This window comes from Wolbachia endosymbiont (group A) of Beris morrisii, from assembly GCF_964028185.1.
GTDB lineage: Bacteria > Pseudomonadota > Alphaproteobacteria > Rickettsiales > Anaplasmataceae > Wolbachia.
In genome coordinates this window covers 1,376,349-1,397,807 of record NZ_OZ034760.1, presented here as the reverse complement: position 1 = coordinate 1,397,807, position 21,459 = coordinate 1,376,349, and the positions used below count along the sequence as shown (strand labels likewise).

Sequence of the window (21,459 nt, the reverse complement as noted above, 5' to 3'; positions counted from 1 at the left end):
AGCAGTCCTACGTCATACCGCCGCGGTATCTCTTAGCCGCTAACACGTAGCGGAATGACGATTGTCAGGCTAGCTGTCATCCCAGTTTGGAATCCAGGAAAAAGAATGGTGTCATCCCAGTGCCCAGACACTGGGATCCAGGAAAGTTTGCTTGTTTACAAGCAAACTAGCATAGAAAGTGGTTACAACGTTTTCGATGAGATTATATGGAAAACTGGATTCCAGTGTCAAGCACTGGAATGACATCACAGGGGCACTGGAATGACACCTCTCTTGGGCTCTTTTAGCTATAAACATTAAGAAATTTACCAAATGAAAAAAAAGGCAAAAGAAGCCCCGTGGTTATTATCCGCTTTAAAATATTGGCGTTTTTTATGTTTTAAACGCTTGACAAGCGAAATTCAGCTGCTTTTAATTGCAACTAACCTACGCTGCAAATGTTTAAGAAATTTACCAAGCAGAAAAAAAGACAAAGAATCCCCGAGTTAGCTAGTCTTTTACTATCTCTGTCGAGTATTGGCATTTTTTGATGTCTTGTAACGCTTTATAAGCGCGTTCAGCTTATTTAGATAAAAATCTAGATGTAGATGAAGTTTTGTAAAGACATACAGTATCTATATACTGCAAAAAATTGAACATAAGACGCCGATACATTAAGTAATCCTTACCTTTTAATCTGCAGATTGGCAAAAGCAAATACAATAGCTTCAGTTTCATGATAAGGGGGCTGGCGAAGGGTGTCAAGTAAGTTTTTGTTTCTATGACCAGTTGGACTCAAAGTCTACACAAAAAACGTTTACAACCAACGTTCAACGTGATAAATTAAAGACGGTTTATTCCTCGGTAGCTCAGTGGTAGAGCAGTTGGCTGTTAACCAATTGGTCGCTGGTTCGAATCCGGCCCGGGGAGCTCTTCTCTGTTAAATTCTAGTGTTAATCTTATATGGGCATTAAATCAGTCGTTTTATGTATACTAGATGGCTGGGGAAATGGAGTAGAAAGCAGTAAATACAATGCTATCAGCAACGCAAATCCACCCTGCTGGCAATATATTAGCTCTAATTATCCAAAATGCAGTTTATCCGCCTGTGGAGCTGATGTTGGGTTACCTGGTGGTCAAATAGGTAATTCAGAAGTTGGCCATATGAATATTGGCAGTGGTAGAGTAGTAATGCAAAGCCTTCAGCGCATTAATCAAGAAATCGGAACAATAGAAAATAATACAAATCTACAAAATTTTATTAGTAATCTAAAAAGTAAGAATGGCATATGCCATATAATGGGGTTGATATCAGATGGTGGTGTTCATTCGCATCAAAAGCATATTGGAGCTTTAGCAAAAAAAATATCACAGCATGGAATCAAAGTGGTGATACATGCATTTTTAGATGGCAGAGACACATTGCCGAATTCAGGAAAAAAATGCATTCAAGAATTTGAAGAGAGTATAAAGGGAAATGACACAAGAATTGCTACTGTTTCTGGACGTTATTATGCTATGGACCGTGATAACAGGTGGGAGAGAACAATTGAAGCTTATGAGGCTATCGCATTTGCAAAGGCACCTCGTCATGATAATGCAGTATCGTTGATTGATGAAAATTATCAAAATAACATAACTGATGAGTTTATAAAACCCGCAGTAATAGGTGATTATCAAGGTATAAAACCAGAAGATGGAGTGTTACTGGCTAACTTTCGTGCTGATCGAATAATACAATTAGCAAGTATTTTGCTAGGCAAAACAGACTATATTGAGGTAGCAAAATTCTCTTCAATTCTAAGTATGATGAAGTATAAAGAAGATCTCAAAATTCCTTATATTTTTCCTCCTACTTCTTTCGTTGATACTCTAGGACAAACAATAGAAGACAACAAATTACGACAATTACGCATTGCCGAAACCGAGAAATACGCTCATGTGACTTTCTTTTTCAATTGTGGAAAAGAAGAACCTTTTTCTGGTGAAGAAAGAATTCTTATTCCTTCACCAAAAGTTAAAACTTATGATTTGCAGCCCGAAATGTCAGCCTTCGAGCTCACAGAAAAGCTTGTAGAAAAAATTCACTCCCAAGAATTCGCACTGATAGTTGTAAATTACGCTAATCCTGATATGGTAGGGCATACAGGTAATATAAAAGCAGCCGAGAAAGCTGTGCTAGCTGTAGATGATTGTCTTGTAAAAGTGCTGAGTGCTGTTAAAAAGTCAAGCAACACCGCATTAATTGTTACTGCAGACCATGGTAATGTGGAATGTATGTTCGATGAAGAAAATAATACACCTCATACAGCACACACTCTAAATAAAGTGCCATTTATTGTGTCTTGCGATAATCTAAAACTAAGAGACGGAAGGTTATCTGATATTGCCCCTACTATTTTACAGCTACTTGGAATTAAGAAACCGGATGAAATGACAGGCAGTTCGTTGATTGTGTAATGTATCCGTTCAGCAGAGTGGCAAAATAGGTAGACAAGATAAACCAAAAAATCAAGAAGAAGTGAGTTTACAAGTTTACAACAAATGGTGTCATGCAAGTAGCTGACACACAACCGTACGAACATTACAATTTGAGCCTACCAGAAGGATGTCATCCCAGTGCCCAGACACTGGGATCCAGGAATTTTGATTGGGCACTAAGTTGGTAAGCATAAAAGTGGCTGATCTTATGTTAAAACACAACGTTCTTGATGAGATTACGGCAAGGCTGGATTCCAGTGTCAAGCACTGGAATGACACCATTTGCTGTGCAGTTTACCTTCAAGAATGAATGTTCGTACAGTTGTGCGTCACGCACCGGAATGACATCAAATAGATGTGTTTTAACTTAACCCAACTTTTAAATTTTTCGCTGTTAGTACTAATGATTCATTAAAGAAGCTGTCAATATCACCAATACTATCTATACTTTTTGTACTGATAGATTGGTCAATCCTTTTGACTAAATTAGATAAAACTTTATTAGGGCCAATTTCAACGAACTTGTTAATACCACAACGCGCCATATGTAAAACCATTTCTCTCCATCTCACTCTGCTTATAATTTGCTTAGCAAGCAAAGTTTTTATAACTTTGGGATCACTCTCCTCTTTAGCTGTAACATTTGATATCAAAGGAACTATAGGGCGAGTCATTTTAATACCCTTCAAAAATTCCAAAACTTTTTCATCAGCAGGTTTCATAAGAGATGAATGAAAAGGTCCACTAACCTGTAATTTAATCAATTTCTTCACACTCGAGTTTTTGAATAAATCAGGTAATATCTCAAGGACTTCTGCAGTACCACTTACCACTACCTGCCCACCGCCATTATCGTTTGCAATTTCACAAATTCCGTCAATTTTGGCTGATCTTAATATGTCTTCCACTTCATTTATCTCTGCTCCAAGCAACGCAACCATTCCGCCTTTACATTTCAGTGAAGCTTCATGCATTGCTTCGCTGCGAACTTTTAGCAGCTTGACTGCAGACTCAAGAGTCAATGCCCCTGCAGCACATAGCGCTGTATATTCGCCAACTGAATGCCCACAAACATATTTAACATTGTGATCAGTGAAAAGAGATTTGCCAAACACATGCTCGATAACGCGTAGCATTGCAATTGACACTGCCATTATAGCTGGCTGAGCGTTTTCTGTAATGGTTAATTCTTCAATAGGACCGTTGAAGATTAAATGAGACAGCTTTCTACCCAATATGCTATCTACTTCATTAAATACTTGTCTTGCAACGGAAAACTCACTATATAAGCTCTTTCCCATTCCTACAAACTGAGAGCCCTGACCAGGGAAAGCGAAAATCATGATAACTATTATTTATTCCCTATTAAGTATAACATTTTATCTATTTTTTGTCAATATTTTAGAATAATGATTGACTTAGTGAATTAAGTTCACTAGAATATTAACTGACTAAAAGTTTATAAGCAACAATGAATTATCATAAAATTATTATAGTTATGACAGACGGTCAAGAGTTTGAAACTCGTTCCACTTATGGAAAGGAAGGCGACAGGGTAAAGCTTGATAGAGATCCTCTTACTCACCCTGCATGGACTGGAAGTTTGACAAGCGGGTCAGCAAGTAAAACTAGCAAATTAGCTAAGTTTAACGATAAATATGGAAGCATTTTCTAATTTTCCTCCTCTTTAAGTTTTAGAGAGTTTACTGAAGTATGCATAAATACAAAAATATAGGCTATGTTGCTTCTCAATCACCAAAATCGCAGGAAGTATCTAAACTATTAAAGAAACTTAATTTTATCAATATAACAGAAGAAAATAAGTCCGAAATTGATCTACTGATAGTTGTTGGCGGTGATGGCTTTATGCTACGCACCTTGCATAATTACGTTATAGAAAACAAAAACACACACGTATACGGAGTAAACACTGGCAATGTTGGGTTTTTGATGAATAAATGCTTTAGCCGCAGTGAAGATTTAATTGATCATATAGAGCATGCAACTTCAACTCAGTTAACTTTGCTAAAAATGGAAGCAACAGACACAAGTGGCAAGAGATATCATTACATAGCAGTAAATGAAGTATATGTTTTTAGAAAAGCAAATCAAATAGTAGAGATGAATATTACTATTAATGATAAGCTAAAAGTAGAAAAATTTAGAGGGGACGGAGTAATATTATCTACTCCCACAGGCAGCACTGCATATAACTTCTCTGCCGGTGGCCCAATTTTACCACTAAATTCAAACTTACTTGCACTGACCTCTATTAATAGCTATTACCCAAGGCATTGGAATGGAGCACTAATCTCAAATGATACGATCGTACAAATTGACATTAACGACACAAAAAACCGTCCAGCACTTGTAGTATCAGATTATAAGGAGTTTCATAATATATCACAGATAAAAATACAAAAAGACCATGAAAACACAATAACTTTGCTCTTCGACAAAGATTACCCTCTGAATGAAAGGATCTTTGATAGACAATTTCTATACTAATAATGTATCTGTTCAGATGCATGGCTAATGTACAAATATTGAAACAAAAATTCCAGTGCCCCTGTGATGTCATTCCAGTGCTCCCTTTCTTGTCATCCCAGTGCTCCCTTTCTTGTCATCCCAGTGCTCCCTTTCTTGTCATCCCAGTGCTTGACACTGGGATGGCTTTGTTGCATCGCTACTTATGAAAGGCTAACTATAGTTAGGATTATAAGCAACTTATTGAAAATCTTGTTTTTTTGCAATCAATCTGATCAAATTTAAGAATAGTAATTTATTATTTATATTAATAAACTTAATTCTATTGAAAATAGCTAAAGCATTGAAATTCTTGAATTTTAGCCGGATTAGTGAGTGGTAGTGAAATTTCTTTTACTCAAATTTAGGTATTCACTGACCGTTCTTGTTATAAATACCAGAATAATAAGCTACTGATATTCTCCATCTTTTTTATCTTTAATCCATCATAGCTAGCGATGCAACAAAGCCCACTGGGATCCAGATTGGGCACTAAGTTGGTAAACACGAAAGCGCTTTACAACGTTTTTTGTGCGAAAGGACTGGATGCCAGTGTCAGCTACTTGCATGACACCCATTTGTTCCTATAGTTGTCTTTTCTCGTCTACCTTATTTTGCCACTCTGCTAAACAGATACATTATCTGTAAATTGGTATTTACTAGATCTTAATAACTATAGCGTAATCAATGCAGCATAGTAATTAATTTTGGAGCAGATATGCCAGGAACACAAGATCAAGATACAGTAAAAACACTTTCTTATACACCAATAGGTAAAGATGGCAAGACAAGTCCAGGAACCTCACCAATACCAGCACTTAGGACAAGCGTTCCCCAAAAAAAAGATGATGAAAGTGAAACTTCACAATCTACAAATTCGTTTGATAATCCGAATTCTGATAAAGAAGATAATAGCCCAGAGAATCATGATTATGCAACTGTAGATTTCAGCAAAAAAACTCCAAAAGAGAGTTTAGATAGTGGAATAGGTAATCAAAGCACTGGAATAAGAAGACCACCTTCTCAAGAAACATTATATAGCGAACCTTGGGATAGCAGCAAAACATTAGAAAATTTGAAAGAATCATTCAGTAACAAATTTGGTGATCCAGGTACACCTCCAACTCCTTTTACACCAGAAGATGATGCGGACATTGAAAGTAGTGAAGTGGGTTCAGAAACTCCTCTAATCAGCTCAAGCAAAAAAACAAACAGATTCTTGCCAAGAGCAAAGTATGCCATGCAGCAGAAGGGTTTTATAATTTTTAGTGCAACTGCTATTATACTCAGCACATCTGCAGCTTTATTATATTTACAAGATAAAGCAAAATTTATTGCATTTTTTACAAACAGCCCAAAATATATCACTATACCAGTTATCGCACTTGCTGCGGTGCTTGCAATTAGTCCAATACTTTTTGCAATAAAGCAATTTAGAAATACTGCAGAGCATAAAACTCAAGGAAAAGATGCAGATGAAATTTTAGATAATGTGTTGGGGTGTCAGCCAGAAAATAAAGCTATAAAATCTGTAAGACTGGAATATAGCAATAACACTCATTCAAATTTTGTATTTAATGCTTTGGAATCTGAAAACGACTTCATGAACATTGACAAAAAAGTAATTAGTAAAACTAGTAAAATAGAATCAGTAATTAACAATAGGCCACTATTTACTGCATTACTGACCGGTGTAGTTGCTGCAAATATAGCACTTCCTTTATTGCTGTACGCGGAAGGCGGTGTTAATAACGTACAAAAATTTTACCAAAACCCTTTGACTAATAACATAGGATTATCATTACTTATAGGTTCAGGTGTATTTGCATTATTAATTATATGTTCTGGCGTGCATTATTATAGAAAAACAAATTGCACTAACCTTATATATTCTCAGGAAAAGATTGATCCTGAAAGCGTTAACAAGAAATTCATTGAAGAAATAAAACACGAAAGAACAAATGTTCTTGGGGAAAATCACAGTAAAGACGCTAAACGCAGCAGCTTAACGCTTGAGCAAGTTGTAGTCCAATCTCATAATTGTAAGGATGTTGTTTATAGTGTCGGTTAATAAAATGCACAACGTAAAACACAATGCCTTATGCTCTTTCTTCGTCATCCCGGCGCGCGACGCTGGTTCACTTTATAATGACAGTGCCATTCCATCTGTCATCCGAGTAGCAGGCACTGGTTCCTTTATGACGGCAGTGCCCAAAGGTGTCATCCCAGTAGCTGACGCTGATTTCCATCCAAGAGGGTGTCATTCCAGTGCTTGACACTGGAATCCAGCTTTTTCATAATCATCAAAACGTTGTACTTTAGCATAAAACGGCTACTTTTATGCTTACCAACTTAATAAAATTCCTGGATCCCAGTGTCTGGGCACTGGGATGACAAGAGAAGGTACTGGGATGACGGTTGTCGTTTAGCTACAAACGTTAAGAAATTTACTAAACAAAAAAAAAGGCAAAAGAAGCCCTGGTCATTGTCTATTTTCAGTATTTGGCGTTTTTTAAGCCTTAAACGCTGCAATTTAGCTGCTTTTAAGTGCAACTAACTTTAGCTAAAATGTTTAAGAAATTTACTAAGCAGAAAAAAAGGCAAAAGAAACCCCGTGGTAATTAGTGTTCACTCCCTAATCCTGCAAATTGGCGTACTATACTGTCTTAAACGACTTATAAGCGCGTTTCAGCTTATATAGGTAAAAACCTAGAAATGTTGTGAAGACATAAGGTGCACATAGTGCAAAAAATTAAAAATAAGACGCCAACTACGTTGTTTTTTTGCTGTTTAATCTGCACAGATGAAGATCACTGAATACCTTCAGTTTTATGATAAGGGGGCTGGCGGAGGGTGTCAAGTAGTTTTTAGTTCTGCCTTCTAAGGCTTTTACTCGTGACAACCACTGTGCTTGCGATCTTGTCGTGCCAAGTTTGACAGCGTTTGTTGAAATTTGACCATATGAAGCCTAGAAATAATGGTGCAACTGACAATATAAAGGAAAAAAATCTCTTTGTTGCTTGTCTTAAAGTTATCTTTTCGAAAGTTTGTGCATCCACAACTCTAAGCCCAAGTAATAGTTTTCCAGGTGTAGCAGCAAACCTTACCCACATATATGTTACATAGCAAAAGAGCATAATGCATTGGACTATTTGATTTAGGATTAGTAATTTTATAAGTCTACTCTGCATTGTCTTTTCTTCCGCAGACAGTGGTGCTTGCATTTGGGATTTTGCAGCAATTTGACTTAATATTTTGCTATCCTCTGAGTTCATAAAGAGCTGATTTAAGGCTTGGCTGCAAAACTGCAAGAACAAGACAATAATAATCAAATCAAGCAATACTGATATATAGCGCCTGAGGCCCGTTACATAACATATTCCATTTTCATCTTTCTTTACCTTTTGAATAACATTTATAGAAGAAAAAATAGAGAATAAACGATCAAAAAATTTATGTAACATATATATGCTTTCCAATATTTAACGTGCCCCTGGCCGGACTTGAACCAGCATGCTTTTGCAAGCAACAGATTTTGAGTCTGCCGTGTCTACCATTCCACCACAGGGGCATTAAGTTTTAATGCTATAGGTAGCACAAAATTAGTCAAATTTTATATGTCTTTCAAATCAAAACTAAATATTCTACAATAATCAACAGTTACTCTCAAAACTTAAAATGAATGAATTAGCTAGTCTCCTCAGTTCAAGAGGTGTAGACAAGGAAATATGCAAATTACCGCATAATTTAGAAGCCGAGCAAATGCTTATTGGTGCAATGATCCGTGATAATAGAATCTGTGATGCAGTTGAAGACACAATAACAGCAGAAAATTTCTATGATCCATTACATCAAAGTATTTTTACGCAAATATCCAAAACCAGAAAACACGGCATAATTGCCAATGAACTCAGCCTAAAAATGTTTTTTGAGAACGACCAAGCATTTACCGAATGTGGTGGGGTAGAGTACTTAGCAAAGCTTGCAGCTAAAGCAAGTATTGCACTTGATATCTATAGTTTGACTAGAATAATCCGTGACACTTACTTAAGGAGATGTTTAATTAAGCTCGGGCAAGAAATAGTTGGTGATAGCTACAACTACGATATTGAAAATCCTGCACAGGCGCAAATTGAACAAGCAATGACAAAATTGTTCAACTTAGCAATAAAAAAACAAGGTGAGAAAACATATATAAAACTTGCAAGTTCAATTAAAGACGTAGTTGAGAAGATCAGCACGCTGAAAAATAATCCAGAAGCGCTGGGCGTTACAACCGGACTTCAAGATCTAAATCAGCTTCTTGGTGGTTTGCAGAAATCTGACCTATTAATTCTAGCTGCAAGGCCTTCTATGGGTAAAACAGCATTGGCGCTAAACATCGCACTTAATGCTTGTAAGATGTTGCAAAAAAGAGCAGATAAACAACACTATGTAGCGTTTTTCTCGCTTGAAATGTCAGCAGAGCAATTAACTGCAAGGCTGATCACTATAGATTCAGGGATTAGTTATTATAAGGCATTAACCGGGAGAATTAGTGATTTTGAATTGCATGAATTTATCAATACTAGTACAGAATTATCTGAACTGCCTTTTATCATAGATGACACCCCTGCGCTATCAATCAGTGCCCTTCGCACCAGAATACGCTTGCTGTATCAATTATATAATGTAGAAGTGGTATTCATTGATTATTTGCAGCTAATCAGAGGAACAACAAAAAGGAGTAATGAAAATAGAGTGCAAGAAATCTCGGAAGTGACGCAGGGTTTGAAAGCAATTGCAAAGGAGCTAAATATTCCCATTGTTGCACTATCTCAGCTCTCTCGTTCTGTTGAGCAGAGGGATGACAAAAAACCACAACTTTCTGATTTACGTGATTCAGGAAGCATAGAGCAAGACGCAGATATAGTAATGTTTCTCTATAGAGAAGAGTATTATGAACTAAGAAAACAGCCGAATGAAGGGAACAATAAACATCGGGAATGGCAAGAGAAAATGGAAAAAATTAGAAACATTGCAGAGCTCATTATTGCAAAGCAGAGAAATGGACCAATTGGCAGTGTGAAACTATATTTTGACTCTAACAGAGGTTCATTTAAAGATTACACGGAGAGGCATAGTTTGTAGCTTGGCAGCAATCTTCTTGTTCCCAAGTTCATTGATTATTTTTTTTATGTAAAAAATTAACTTGACAATTTCTTAAAAATCCTTTTATAATGATACTATATTTTATAATACGTGAGGAATAATCGTGATAAATAAAAACAATGTACCCTATTATATAACTGGAACTTTGGCTACTTTCACTTTATTGGCATCAGGAGTGTTTGCTGCAGCTCCTTATATTGGGTTCTTAGCTCCAGTTGCAGCCTTAAATGTTGGCCTTCCATTTATTATTGGTGGTGCTGTATTTTCTGCTGTAGCTATTGCACTTTCATATGCTGCAATTAGTAAAAACAAAACTATTTCTGAGAAGGAAGCTCAGCTTGCTGATGAAAAAAGTAAAGTAGAAGCTAAAGAGGAAGAAATTTCTAAGCAGAAAATTGAAATTAATAAAAAAAATGAGGAGATTAATAATCCAAAAGAAGAAATAGAAAAATTTAAACACAAGAAAACTTTTGTTCCGCAAGTAATAAAGGATATCAAAACAGCATGTGAAGAAGCAGTTACAACTGTAAAAGAAGCGTGCAGTAGTGGGCGTATTTTTGATATTGCTAAGCGTCGCTTGAAAGATGTCTATGATATTATACCATCAACTGAGTCAGTACGTAATCTGGTTCCTAGCTTAAAAACAGTAGGCTGGATAGCAGTAGGAACAGGAGCAACATATATCGCTGCCAATAGAGGATTTACTGGTGCCAACAACTCATCTAATGCAGTAAGCAATTCTGTTAATAGTGTCAGAAATCATACCTTAAGCTCAAACTCATCTTTTACTTGTCCTAATCCCACTATGCAACGTCCTTATGAGTTACAATGTGAGCTTGATGAGTATAGAAAAACACTAGCTGATTCTAAAAAGTTTGCCAAAAATAATTTCGGTATATCTGAAGAAGATGAGCCTCAATGGAGTAAGAATTTGACTAATCACACTTATAGTAACAACACAGCAAGCAAAACTGAAGCAAATCCTACAATAAATTTGTTTGACACTACTTTAAGCTTTCCACCAGTGACTTCTATTGTAGTTGCTGCAAGTTAATTTTATCCAGGAGAAATAGTGTAAAAACTATTTCTCCACTTTAACATCAAACTTCGAAAAGAACGGCGTAGGTTTAGGCAATGTTATGCCTGAACTTACGCACGCGTCGCACAAAGATTTTAAATCACGTTGCTCTTTTGGAATTTGCAGTTGATCGAGTATCGTTTCTGCTGATTTGGGAACAATTGGCTGCAATAAAATGCCAATTATCCTGATATATTCCAGTAGTTTGTAGATTACTAAGTTCATACGCACTCTATCGGTTTTGCTTAATATCCAGGGTGCACTTTTGTCTATATAAGCATTGGCTTCAGAAGAGATGTTGATAATTAGAAGTATAATCTGGTTAAACTCATACTTTGATAGGTGATTCATCACCTGATCGAGTATAGCTTTGCAACCTGGAAGACTTTCTTCACCTTTAAGTAGGCTTTGATCGATTGTCGGTACAATTCCAGAACATTGCTTGTGTAAAAATGAAATTGTTCTTTGTACTAAATTGCCTATGTTGTTTGCCAGTTCTGAGTTTATTCGGCTGATCATGTTTTTCTTACTAAAGTTGCCATCCTGGCCAAAACTTGCTTCCCTGAGGAGAAAATAGCGTAGTTGATCAACACCAAACTCTTCAGCCAAGCCGATTGGATCTATGACATTACCAAGGGACTTGGATATTTTTTCTCCCTCGTTCAACCACCAACCATGAACTGCAATTTGTTTTGGCAGTGGCAGGCCTGCTGCAAGGAGAATTGCTGGCCAATATACAGCGTGAAAGCGTAATATGTCTTTGCCGATTACATGAACGTTGGAAGAGCTGTCACTTGCCCAAAACTTCTTATATCCTTCATCTTCTGTGCTAGGGAAACCTATTGATGTAAGATAATTGGTTAATGCATCTATCCAGACATAGATTACGTGTTTGTCATTACCTGGTACTTTTATTCCCCAGTTAAAACTAGTACGAGAGATTGAAAGATCAGTGAGTCCTGATCTTACAAACGATACCACTTCATTTTTTCTGCTCTCAGGAAAGATAAAATTTGGCTGATTTTTATAGAGTTCCAGTAATTTGTTTTGCCAGTTTGACAAGCGAAAAAAGTAGCTCTCTTCTTTTACCCACTCAACCTCAGCACCTGTTGGTGCTTTGCCATCTATCAGTTCTGATTCCTGATAAAATGCTTCATCACGAACTGAATACCAACCCGAATAGGAATCCAAATATATTTGTCCTCTCTCTTCAAGTCTATTCCATAAAGCTATAACTGCTTTTTTGTGACGCTCCTCCGTAGTGCGAATAAAATCGTCATACTCAAAATTCATAAACATAGCCAATTCTTTAAATGAAACGCTCACTTCATCTGTAAATTCTTTTGGCTGCATTTCCTTTGCTTTAGCTGCTTTTTCTATTTTTTGTCCATGTTCATCTGTACCGGTGGTAAATTTGACATTTTTTCCAGCTAGTTTCATGAACCTTGCCACAACATCACACAAAAGAGAAGTGTATGCATGACCGATATGCGGCTTATCGTTTACGTAATATATTGGCGTGGTGATGTAAAAGTTCTCGAATTGCTTCATTATCCAGTGCTTAAAGCTTTATCGTATCTGTGCTAATAATAAAAATCAATATGTAGTACACTATGTATAACTATACAAACGTTTGTTTTAGAAAGCAATCCGCACAGCAGATGGTGTCATGAAAGTAGCTGACACTGATTTCCATCCAAAAGGGTGTCAAGGAATTTTTGCATTTCTATGAGCTACTTAGATGACAAAAGAAGAAATACTAGACCTTATACCTTTTGCACTCAAATTCACATAAATCATGAATTATACACGTTTCACACGAAGGTTTCTGTGCTTTGCAAACATATCTACCATGCAAAACTAGCCAGTGATGAGCATAAAGCAAGTATTCTCTTGGAACTACATTTAAAAGAGATTGCTCTGTTTTAAACACATCTTTTTCTTTCACAAGTCCAACTCTATTGCTCACCCTAAAAACATGAGTATCAACCGCCAATGTTGGAATGCCAAGTCCCGAATTTAAGAACACATTAGCGCTCTTTCTCCCAACCCCTGGTAAAGACACCAAATCATCGAAATCAGTAGGCACTTTGCTATTGTACCGCCCAATCAATATTTTGCTGAGCCCGATTATGTTTTTTGCTTTGGAATTATATAAACCAATACTGCTTATGCATTTTTTCAGCTCATTTTGTCCCAAGCTCAGCATTTTTTCTGGCGTATTAGCGATATTAAATAGTTCTCTTGTAATTTTATTAACACTTACATCGGTTGTCCGTGCTGATAAAACTATCGCAATCAGTAACGTAAAATGATTGGTATAATTTAGCTCTATTTTTGGCGTAGGATTTGATTGCTGAAATTTTTCAAATATCAATTCTACTTTTTTTGAGTCCATTTCATTTACCACACCTCTTTTAAATATTTAAACGAAGAACCCCTCTTTCCCATCATACAAATACAATTTGTCCATTCTCACCACATCAAAGCTATTTTCTTCGAGTTTGATTAGCAAGTTATTTACATCACTATTTGTAATAGCTTGCTTTTCATTATTTGCGATAAACCTACAGGTTATTTGGTCACTTGAAGGTTTTGAGTTTCCTGGCCAAATCGCAAGTCCTTTTGAGTATATTGCTATAATTTGCGGATTACTCGATTCAAATAATCCTACTATTTGATCAACATTACTGGATTTGTCCCAAGCGAGAGTTATATCACTACCCACTAGCTTTTTAACTTTGTAATCTTGTTCGTAATTGTCTTGTACTTTATTTATTTTACTATCCGAACCACTGCCAATTATAAGCTCAGGTAATATTCCAGGTTTCTTTCCTAGATTATCTATAACAGCTTCTGCAAATTCTTTTGTACCAACTTTCTGTTTACTCCTTCTCTCCTTATATAAATCGGCAGTGTGTATTCCATCCTCCAAAGTCTTGAGCCATGCATCGTAAACCAGTTTTGCAGTACTCACTTGACCTATGTAAATTAGCATATGCACTGCAGCATTTAAAAGACCAGAAGGATTGGCTATGTTTTTTCCTGCAATATCAGGAGCAGAACCATGCACTGCTTCGAACATCGCATATTCGTTGCCAATGTTACTACTTCCGGCAAGCCCTACAGACCCTGAAGTTTGTGCCACAATGTCCGATAATATATCGCCATATAGATTTTCAGTTACTATAACATCGAAATTCTCCGGTTCTGTGGCAACACGTGCCATTCCAATATCAACTATATAATGTTCTGCCTTTATGTCCTGGTATTCCTTTGCAATGCGATCAAACGCTGCATGGAAAGTTCCGTCAGTCATTTTCATTATGTTATCTTTAGTCAGGCAAGTTACTTTTTTTCTGTTGTGTTTTTTCGCGTATTCAAAAGCGTACCTGCATATCTTCTCTGAGCCAGATCTAGTAATAATTTTAGTGCATTGGTAAAAGTCACCAGTGAGCCTATGCTCTATTCCAGTGTAAACATCCTCTTCATTTTCACGTATTACTACGATATCAAACTTATCGAATTTATTTTCTATAACAGGATGATATGAAACGCATGGTCTGATATTTGCATATAACCCTAGGTTCTTTCTGAGTGCTACATTTAAGCTTTTGTGGCCTTTACCTTGAGGAGTTGTTGTCGGAGATTTTAATAATATTTTTGTCCTTTCAATTGATTCCCAACCACTTGGAGAAATTCCGTGAGACCATTCTTTATTATAAACACGCTCCCCTATTTCAATAATATCCATTGAGATTTTTGCTTCCGCTTTGCGCAATATCGACAGCACCGCTTCCATGATTTCTGGTCCGATACCATCACCATATGCAACTGTGATTGGTGTTGACATAACTTCCCTAGTTATAAATGATTTAATGTTAATTCAAATAATAGAGTGGCACAAGCAGCTAGTATTATCCAAATTAGTATATTTACGGTTATTTAATAACATATTTTCATACTAGTTATGTCACAGTAGAACATGGGCAGAGTATGGATACTAAAGTAAGTTATGCAGGGATTACAAGACGTATTTTTGCATTTGCAATCGATTATGTTTTAGCACAGGGAATGGGGTTTGTTATCGGATTTATCATTGGATTTACTTTAGCATATTCTCTATCACTCAATGTAACTGAAATGATTTTAGATAAAGCAGTAACTATACAAGTAATAGGGTTGATATTGGAATTAATATTTTATGTATTTACGATAATAGAATTTGGTGGTACTCCAGGACAATTGTTACTTCGCATGCGTGTAAAAGACGAAAATACACTTGAAAAAATCACTCTAATACAAGCAATAAGCAGAACAGCAGTTTTTGGAGTATTATATTTTATAATCTGCTACACACTATTCAATATTTCTAGTCTATTCATAGTTGTATCAATCTTAATCATATTATTTGCAATCCTTGACCAGCGTAAACAATTTCTTCACGACAAAATTGCAAAAACAGTAGTAATAGACTATAAACCTAGTTGATATTTTTCTTTAGCTGTCTGCCACCAATGGTGTTATTCCAGCGCATGACGTTAGTTAGAATCCAAAAACCATGAGAGCTACAAAAACTTACTTGACAAACTCCGCCAGCCCCCTTATTGTAGTATTAAGGGTATTTATGACTCATTGTTTTTGACCTGCAGGCTCAATGACAAAATTCAGTAAAAAACTCAGGGTATTTATTGGCGGATTACATAAAATTATAGCGGCTGCATGTCTTTTTTATTTTTTCTACATTCAGCCAAATCGCGCTTAAACTAAGCGTCAGCAAATTATTACAGCGCCAATTTAAAGGTATCCGTTCAGCCAATGGCGTCAACTTAAGGGAAAATATCAGTGATTGTGTATAAAACTTCTCTCTAAATTTTTTACCATTAAATTACCCAAAAGCTGCAATAAACAGCACTTTTGTTTCTGTTTTATTTCAACAAAGAAGTCTAAAATATGTCCTTTTTAGGTGAAACATGCAAAAAGGAAAAAAACTTATTCTACAAATTAAAAATATAATATACTCGAAAGCTTTTCAGAGAATCCATTGTGTTGAGTTTTACACGAACAAGAAAACTTCCTTTTACGACAGTATTTTCTATGATTTTAAAGTTAATTAAGAAAAGTTTAGGAAATAGAATGTGAGCTCATTAAGTTCCACCCTCAAAGCAAGCTTTTTCTAAAGCAAGATATAAATACAGGTCTTAAAGAATTTAAGCATCCAAACAGCCTATTGAGCAAACGTTAGCAGAAACCTGAAGTCGTTACTCAAATGCGTTCATTAAATCAAATTATTTATCTACGACCGTCTTCATTAAAATTTATTCAGCAGCATTATGAATTGAAAGTAGACTTTATTTTTCGCTTGCAAAAAAGAAATTATAGCAAGCTATGGTTCATCTGGTGAATTAGATTTTGTGCTAGAAAATAAAACGAAAAGCCAAAAAGTAAGAGTAATAGTGCTTACATTAGCCAATGGGGAAACAGAGTTTTTGACCGAGACTTTGGAGCAAAGCTTATGTGTTAAGGTGGCATATAGAAGAGTGCTATAAACGACTCAAAATAGGTGCAGAGTTAGAGAATTTTTCTGGCGTAAATTTAGAGGCTGTATTACAAGAATTTTGGGCAAACTTAGTCATGTGTAATATATTGTCGCTTCATATCACAAGGGCCTTGGAATCCAGATAAAATTGCTGATAAATTTTTCAGTTTTATTTGGTGTAATGAGGCAGAAACTCTATCAGGTACTTATTGCGCCAAAAAACTTTCAAGCCCTTTTTGATAGAGCAAGTATACGCGCTAAAGTTAAAATCCGACCAGGACAGCTGCAATAAGGTAGATAAGCCCAAACGCCATCATGTCTTTAGGAGAGTTTGCTAATGAAAGTTCTTAAGTTGACGCCATTGTCTGTTCAGGGGCATCGCAAATATTGAAGCAAAAGTGGTGTCATCCAAGTAGCCTCCTTCTCCTGTCATCCCAGTGCTTGATACTGGGATCCAGATTGGACACTGAGTTGGTGAGTATAAAAGTATAGCTAACGCGAGCTCTACGTCATACCGTGATTTATTCACGGTATCTCTAACGCTAACTATGGATTAGCCGGTAAAGAAAGTGCTGGAAATAGAAGGTTTTTTCCGTTTTAGGGAATATGAAATAAGCGTGGAAAAAATGTGAACTAACAGGAGATCTATGGCGAGTATGTTCAATTTCCAATCTATTTTTTAGGTAACCAAAGACCGTTTCGATAATCGATCTCTTCCGTAACAAAATCTTCTCTTTCAGAGGAATTAATGCATTTTTCATACCTTTTTTCACCTTGGTAACAAGCTTTAGATTTCTATCAAAAAAATAGATCTTTTTTAATATAACCTTTATCTCCAAATAATAAACCTGCTAACTTTTTAGTCAGGTCTGGAACTGGTTTCCTATCGTCAACGTTACCCTTTGTCAAAATAACCCCTTACCTATTTCATTGATTACCATATGTAATTTAAAGCCATAAAACCAGCCAGTAGTGTTTTTCCCTATTTTTGCAATTCTAGCAAAGACTTTGTGTTTTTAGATTCTTTTTTTATGACATACTGCAATTGAAGTTGAATCAATATAGGAAATGCCTGTGGTTTTTGCTTAACCACTGTAGCAACATTGCTAAATACCACAAAACTCGTGGTTTTAACGCAATAAACCTATCATATGAAGGTAGTGTTGGAAAGTCCGACTTATGTAACAACTTTAAGTAATATAGATAAAATGATTTAAAATTTTCGTATCTAGATTGCTGGTATAGTAGAATTATTGTGATAATTTCAGAATACGTTATTTCTGGCACTCTGGTAGGTTTTTTACCATTAGACAACAGTCTGTTGGCAAAATTTTCATCTATTATTTTACAATAATCATCTACAAAACAGAACAATTCTGTTATATTCTTATTCATTGGGTAACCTCCTATTTCTTGCTAAAATACTGGAGTTTACCCTCTTTTTCCCTCCTCTCTTACTATTTTTCTAATCCATAGTTAGCGTGCATGGTAGACGATGTTCGTATAGTTGTAGCAGTGTAGTTTGGATAAGACACAAAGCCTAATGGAAAAAACTGCGAACGCCAGTGAAAAACATAGCAATTTTATTTTCATTTGCAGCTTTTATCACATCTTGATCTTTTAGCGAGCCACCTGGCTGAATTATAGCTGTAATCCCATGTTTTGTACTTTCTACTATGCTATCTGGGAATGGGAAAAATGCATCTGAAGCAAGCACCGCACCTTTACATTTTTCACCTGCTTTTTTCACTGCAATGTTAACACTATCTATTCTGCTTGTTTGTCCTGCACCGATGCCAATAGCACAACCGTCTTTTGCTATAACTATTGCGTTGGATTTTACATGTTTACATATTTTCCAGGCAAAAATAAGATCTTTTTTTTCTTTGTCTGTTGCAGTGTGCTCTGTTACTTGGCTCATTTCTTCTGCTTTTATTGTGTGGTTATTATTTTCTTGCACCAAAAACCCACCAACAACATTTTTAATTTGGTATTTCACATTTTGTTGGAAAGATTTATGAATAATCACTCTTAAATTTTTCTTTTTTTGTAAAATTTTTAGTGCCTCATTGCTGACTGACGGTGTTATCACTACTTCCAAAAATATCTCGTTTAATTTTTCTGCTAGCTTTAAATCTATCTCCCGATTTAAGGCGACTATTCCGCCAAAACTGCTTACTTCATCACACGATAGAGCTTTTTCATATGCCTCCAAAGCATTATCACCAACAGCAACGCCACATGGGTTATTGTGCTTGATTATCACTGCTGCAGGCTCTTTAAACTCAGAAATTATGTTAAGTGCGGATTCTATATCTACTATGTTATTATAACTCAGCTCTTTTCCATGTATTTTTTCCAACGGATATTTTGTAAATTGATTACTATAAAATGCAGCTTTTTGATGGGGATTTTCACCATACCTTAATACTTGTGCTTTATGCCCGTATAGAGCACAAAACTCTGGTAACTCATTATTTTTACTCTGGGATAAAAACCAACTGTGAATATTAGAATCGTAGTGTGCAGTGAGAGCAAATGCTTTGGTTGCTAAATGTTTTCTATATTCCAATGTTGTTTTATTGTTATTTTCTATCATCTCAGCTTTCAGTGCTTCATAGTCTTGAATGCTGGAAATGACTGAAGTAAAATGAAAATTTTTTGCTGCAGCTCTGATTAACGCCACTCCACCAATATCAATTTGTTCTATGATTTGCTCTTCATTTGAGCCGCTACTTACTGTCTCCCAAAATGGGTATAGGTTAGTTATAAGCAGGTCTATTGGCTCAACACCTAGATTTTGCATTTCCATTTTGTGCTTTTCTCGATCACAAAGTATTCCTCCATGAATTTTAGGGTGTAAAGTTTTCACTCTACCACCCAGTATCTCTGGAAATTGTGTGTAATCTGAGACCTCTTGTGTTTTTATTCCTGCACTAGATAGCACTTTATAAGTATTTCCCGTTGAAAGAATTTCTATTTGTTGCTGCGTTAAAAACGATGCAAGATCAATTATATTCGTTTTATCGTATACTGATATTAAAGCTCTTTGTATTTTCATTTTTGTACAGAAAGTTTTATAGGATTATATCTAAGAAAAGGAAATTTAGCTATTACATTTCTACACTAAGCTCTTCTTTAAAGTAGTCTATTCTATAAATTTTTTTACCATGCTTGATTTCAAGCCACGAATAAAATCTTCAATACTGCAAGGATTTCTCCCTTCCATTTGTACAACTTTAGGAATTAAAGTGCCACCTTTTAAACTTATGTGCATATTATCATTAACGATCTTACCTTGTTCTGAAGCGAGAGCTTCAAAGTCAGCATCAAGTATCCTGATACGTTTATTCTCTATCTTGATGAACGCTTTTGGGTAAAATGCTTTAACCTTTCTATAAGCAACTTCACAAGCATCACTTGCATAAATTTTATAGTCTTCCACTTTGTCAGCGTAACATGCATCATTATCGTTCTGTTTTAAGGGAACCTGTTTTTCAATTTCGTTTAGCACTTTCAGCAGTAAATCACTGCCTAGCTTAGATAATTTATCATGCAATGTCTTGTAATTATCGTTCTTTTCGATAAGAAATTTTTCCTGTTTTAAAATAGGGCCGGAATCTAATCCTTCATCCAATTGCATAATGCTAACCCCGGTTTCTTGATCTCCTGCTAAAATTGTGTGCTGTATCGGAGCTGCACCACGCCACCTTGGTAATAATGAAGGATGAATATTAATACAACCATATTTTGGAATATTCAAAATTTCTCTTGGGAGTATCAATCCATACGCAGCTACAACTGCAACGTCTGGTTTGAAATTTCTAAATTTTTCCTGCTCTGCCAAAAACTTTAGAGAGATAGGAGTACATACCTCTATGTTACTTTCTTCAGCGATAACATGTACTGGAGATTTCGTTGGCTTCTGTCCACGCCCTGAAGGTTTTGGAGCCTTGGTGTATACTGCTACTATTTCATTCTGTGATTTCAATAGTAAGTTTAGCGTACTAACAGCGAATTCCGGTGACCCCATGAAAATAATTCTCACGCTTTCAAGTGTTTTTGCTTTAAGAATTCTCCGCTAATTTACCACTTACAGCTTCTACTAATTTGGCAAAATCATCCTTATAATTAACGGCCATCTCAGCAAGAATTTTTCTATTTAAATCAATTCCAGCAAGTGTAAGACCATGCATAAACCTACCATAAGTAAGCCCATGCTCTCTTGCTGCTGCATTAATACGTATTATCCATAAGCTACGGAAATCACGTTTACGGGTTCTTCTGTCTCTGTAAGCATATTGCAGTGCTTTTTCAACTCTTTGTAATGCAATTCTATAACAACTTTTTGCGCGTCCTCTATAACCCTTTGCCAGTTTCAATATTTTTTTATGACGAGCGTGAGTAGTGACTCCACGTTTTACCCGAGCCATTTTATTTTACCTCCATTTTGTTAAATACCATAAGGCATATAAAGCTTAACTATACGCGAGTCAGATTTACCAAGAATCGTTGTACCGCGCTGATTACGAATATTAGATTTACTTCTCTTTATCATGCCATGCCTTTTGCCTGATTGAGTAGAAATGACTTTACCCTTAGCTGTAAGGTGAAAGCGCTTTTTAACAGAAGATTTGGTTTTTAATTTTATTTTCTTCATATTCCAAATAAATTTACAAATACTACTATTGAGTTCTTTAATAGT

Annotated in this window: 21 protein-coding genes, 2 tRNA genes and 2 pseudogenes; 13 read left to right on the top strand and 12 right to left on the bottom strand. The window is 35.9% G+C overall.

Annotated features, from left to right (window positions below; genetic code table 11):
- Positions 1-54: 54 nt before the first annotated feature.
- The 4 genes from ABWU69_RS07420 to ABWU69_RS07405 all read left to right on the top strand — a co-directional run bounded on the left by ABWU69_RS07420 (position 55) and on the right by ABWU69_RS07405 (position 2,831).
- The gene (locus ABWU69_RS07420; protein WP_265034466.1) at positions 55-243 is read left to right on the top strand and encodes a hypothetical protein; all 189 of its coding nucleotides are present in this window, start codon (positions 55-57) and stop codon (positions 241-243) included.
- A 594-nt stretch (positions 244-837) separates the two neighbouring features.
- A tRNA-Asn gene (locus ABWU69_RS07415) sits at positions 838-909 on the top strand.
- Between the two features lie 33 nt (positions 910-942).
- Entirely contained in the window at positions 943-2,439 is a 1,497-nt protein-coding gene (gpmI, locus tag ABWU69_RS07410; protein ID WP_353285139.1) for a 2,3-bisphosphoglycerate-independent phosphoglycerate mutase, read from the top strand.
- Positions 2,440-2,690: 251 nt separating this feature from the next.
- Entirely contained in the window at positions 2,691-2,831 is a 141-nt protein-coding gene (locus tag ABWU69_RS07405) for a hypothetical protein (RefSeq protein ID WP_265034939.1), read from the top strand.
- On the opposite strand, the gene fabD is transcribed toward ABWU69_RS07405, so the two are convergent.
- Positions 2,823-3,803, bottom strand: a complete 981-nt coding sequence (gene fabD, locus ABWU69_RS07400) for an ACP S-malonyltransferase (protein WP_265034937.1) — start codon at positions 3,801-3,803, stop codon at positions 2,823-2,825. The two genes, ABWU69_RS07405 and fabD, sit on opposite strands and share 9 nt — an antisense overlap.
- 128 nt (positions 3,804-3,931) lie before the next feature.
- Between fabD and rpmE the strand changes: the two genes are divergently transcribed.
- The 5 genes from rpmE (at position 3,932) to ABWU69_RS07375 (ending at position 7,262) form a co-directional block, all read left to right on the top strand.
- Positions 3,932-4,135, top strand: coding sequence for a 50S ribosomal protein L31 (rpmE, locus tag ABWU69_RS07395; protein WP_250294634.1), 204 nt, complete (start codon positions 3,932-3,934; stop codon positions 4,133-4,135).
- Positions 4,136-4,173: 38 nt separating this feature from the next.
- Positions 4,174-4,968, top strand: a complete 795-nt coding sequence (locus ABWU69_RS07390; protein WP_265034936.1) for an NAD kinase — start codon at positions 4,174-4,176, stop codon at positions 4,966-4,968.
- Between the two features lie 20 nt (positions 4,969-4,988).
- Positions 4,989-5,156 (top strand): hypothetical protein, encoded by a 168-nt coding sequence (locus ABWU69_RS07385; RefSeq protein ID WP_353285138.1) that lies wholly within the window; start codon positions 4,989-4,991, stop codon positions 5,154-5,156.
- Between the two features lie 548 nt (positions 5,157-5,704).
- Entirely contained in the window at positions 5,705-7,057 is a 1,353-nt protein-coding gene (locus tag ABWU69_RS07380) for a hypothetical protein (protein WP_353285137.1), read from the top strand.
- Positions 7,058-7,061: 4 nt separating this feature from the next.
- The gene (locus ABWU69_RS07375; RefSeq protein ID WP_353285136.1) at positions 7,062-7,262 is read left to right on the top strand and encodes a hypothetical protein; all 201 of its coding nucleotides are present in this window, start codon (positions 7,062-7,064) and stop codon (positions 7,260-7,262) included.
- Between the two features lie 76 nt (positions 7,263-7,338).
- Here the strand turns inward: ABWU69_RS07375 and ABWU69_RS07370 are convergent, their stop codons facing one another.
- From ABWU69_RS07370 to ABWU69_RS07360, 3 genes are all read right to left on the bottom strand, one after another.
- Positions 7,339-7,518, bottom strand: a complete 180-nt coding sequence (locus ABWU69_RS07370) for a hypothetical protein (protein WP_265034929.1) — start codon at positions 7,516-7,518, stop codon at positions 7,339-7,341.
- Between the two features lie 335 nt (positions 7,519-7,853).
- On the bottom strand, positions 7,854-8,450 hold the full coding sequence (locus ABWU69_RS07365) for an RDD family protein (RefSeq protein WP_353285135.1): 597 nt from the start codon (positions 8,448-8,450) through the stop codon (positions 7,854-7,856).
- 24 nt (positions 8,451-8,474) lie between these two features.
- A tRNA-Leu gene (locus ABWU69_RS07360) sits at positions 8,475-8,557 on the bottom strand.
- 107 nt (positions 8,558-8,664) lie between these two features.
- On the opposite strand from ABWU69_RS07360, the gene ABWU69_RS07355 reads away from it, so the two are divergent.
- Both ABWU69_RS07355 and ABWU69_RS07350 read left to right on the top strand, forming a co-directional pair.
- On the top strand, positions 8,665-10,116 hold the full coding sequence (locus ABWU69_RS07355) for a replicative DNA helicase (RefSeq protein ID WP_265034928.1): 1,452 nt from the start codon (positions 8,665-8,667) through the stop codon (positions 10,114-10,116).
- 124 nt (positions 10,117-10,240) lie between these two features.
- The gene (locus ABWU69_RS07350) at positions 10,241-11,191 is read left to right on the top strand and encodes a hypothetical protein (RefSeq protein ID WP_353285134.1); all 951 of its coding nucleotides are present in this window, start codon (positions 10,241-10,243) and stop codon (positions 11,189-11,191) included.
- Between the two features lie 27 nt (positions 11,192-11,218).
- On the opposite strand, the gene metG is transcribed toward ABWU69_RS07350, so the two are convergent.
- From metG to icd, 3 genes are all read right to left on the bottom strand, one after another.
- Positions 11,219-12,766, bottom strand: a complete 1,548-nt coding sequence (gene metG, locus ABWU69_RS07345; protein WP_353285133.1) for a methionine--tRNA ligase — start codon at positions 12,764-12,766, stop codon at positions 11,219-11,221.
- 208 nt (positions 12,767-12,974) lie between these two features.
- Positions 12,975-13,613, bottom strand: a complete 639-nt coding sequence (gene nth / locus ABWU69_RS07340; RefSeq protein WP_353285443.1) for an endonuclease III — start codon at positions 13,611-13,613, stop codon at positions 12,975-12,977.
- A 27-nt stretch (positions 13,614-13,640) separates the two neighbouring features.
- Positions 13,641-15,068, bottom strand: coding sequence for an isocitrate dehydrogenase (gene icd / locus ABWU69_RS07335; protein WP_353285132.1), 1,428 nt, complete (start codon positions 15,066-15,068; stop codon positions 13,641-13,643).
- Between the two features lie 143 nt (positions 15,069-15,211).
- Here icd and ABWU69_RS07330 point away from each other — a divergent pair, with 143 nt between their 5' ends.
- Positions 15,212-15,706, top strand: a complete 495-nt coding sequence (locus ABWU69_RS07330) for an RDD family protein (RefSeq protein WP_265026289.1) — start codon at positions 15,212-15,214, stop codon at positions 15,704-15,706.
- 482 nt (positions 15,707-16,188) lie between these two features.
- Positions 16,189-17,092: pseudogene (locus ABWU69_RS07325) on the top strand (transposase).
- Between the two features lie 215 nt (positions 17,093-17,307).
- On the opposite strand, the pseudogene ABWU69_RS07320 reads toward ABWU69_RS07325, so the two are convergent.
- The 5 genes and pseudogenes from ABWU69_RS07320 to rpmI all read right to left on the bottom strand — a co-directional run bounded on the left by ABWU69_RS07320 (position 17,308) and on the right by rpmI (position 21,414).
- Positions 17,308-18,149 (bottom strand): annotated as a pseudogene (locus ABWU69_RS07320) (IS982 family transposase).
- A gap of 145 nt (positions 18,150-18,294) precedes the next feature.
- On the bottom strand, positions 18,295-19,815 hold the full coding sequence (purH, locus tag ABWU69_RS07315; RefSeq protein WP_265034922.1) for a bifunctional phosphoribosylaminoimidazolecarboxamide formyltransferase/IMP cyclohydrolase: 1,521 nt from the start codon (positions 19,813-19,815) through the stop codon (positions 18,295-18,297).
- 87 nt (positions 19,816-19,902) lie between these two features.
- Positions 19,903-20,802: a methionyl-tRNA formyltransferase gene (fmt, locus tag ABWU69_RS07310; protein WP_265034921.1), complete on the bottom strand. Its 900-nt coding sequence runs from the start codon at positions 20,800-20,802 to the stop codon at positions 19,903-19,905.
- A 19-nt stretch (positions 20,803-20,821) separates the two neighbouring features.
- Complete coding sequence (rplT, locus tag ABWU69_RS07305; RefSeq protein WP_064125369.1) at positions 20,822-21,187, bottom strand: 50S ribosomal protein L20; 366 nt, start codon at positions 21,185-21,187, stop codon at positions 20,822-20,824.
- Positions 21,188-21,207: 20 nt separating this feature from the next.
- Positions 21,208-21,414 carry a 50S ribosomal protein L35 gene (gene rpmI / locus ABWU69_RS07300; protein ID WP_265034920.1) on the bottom strand — a complete coding sequence of 69 codons (207 nt, stop codon included), beginning with the start codon at positions 21,412-21,414 and terminating at the stop codon, positions 21,208-21,210.
- Positions 21,415-21,459 lie beyond the last annotated feature (45 nt).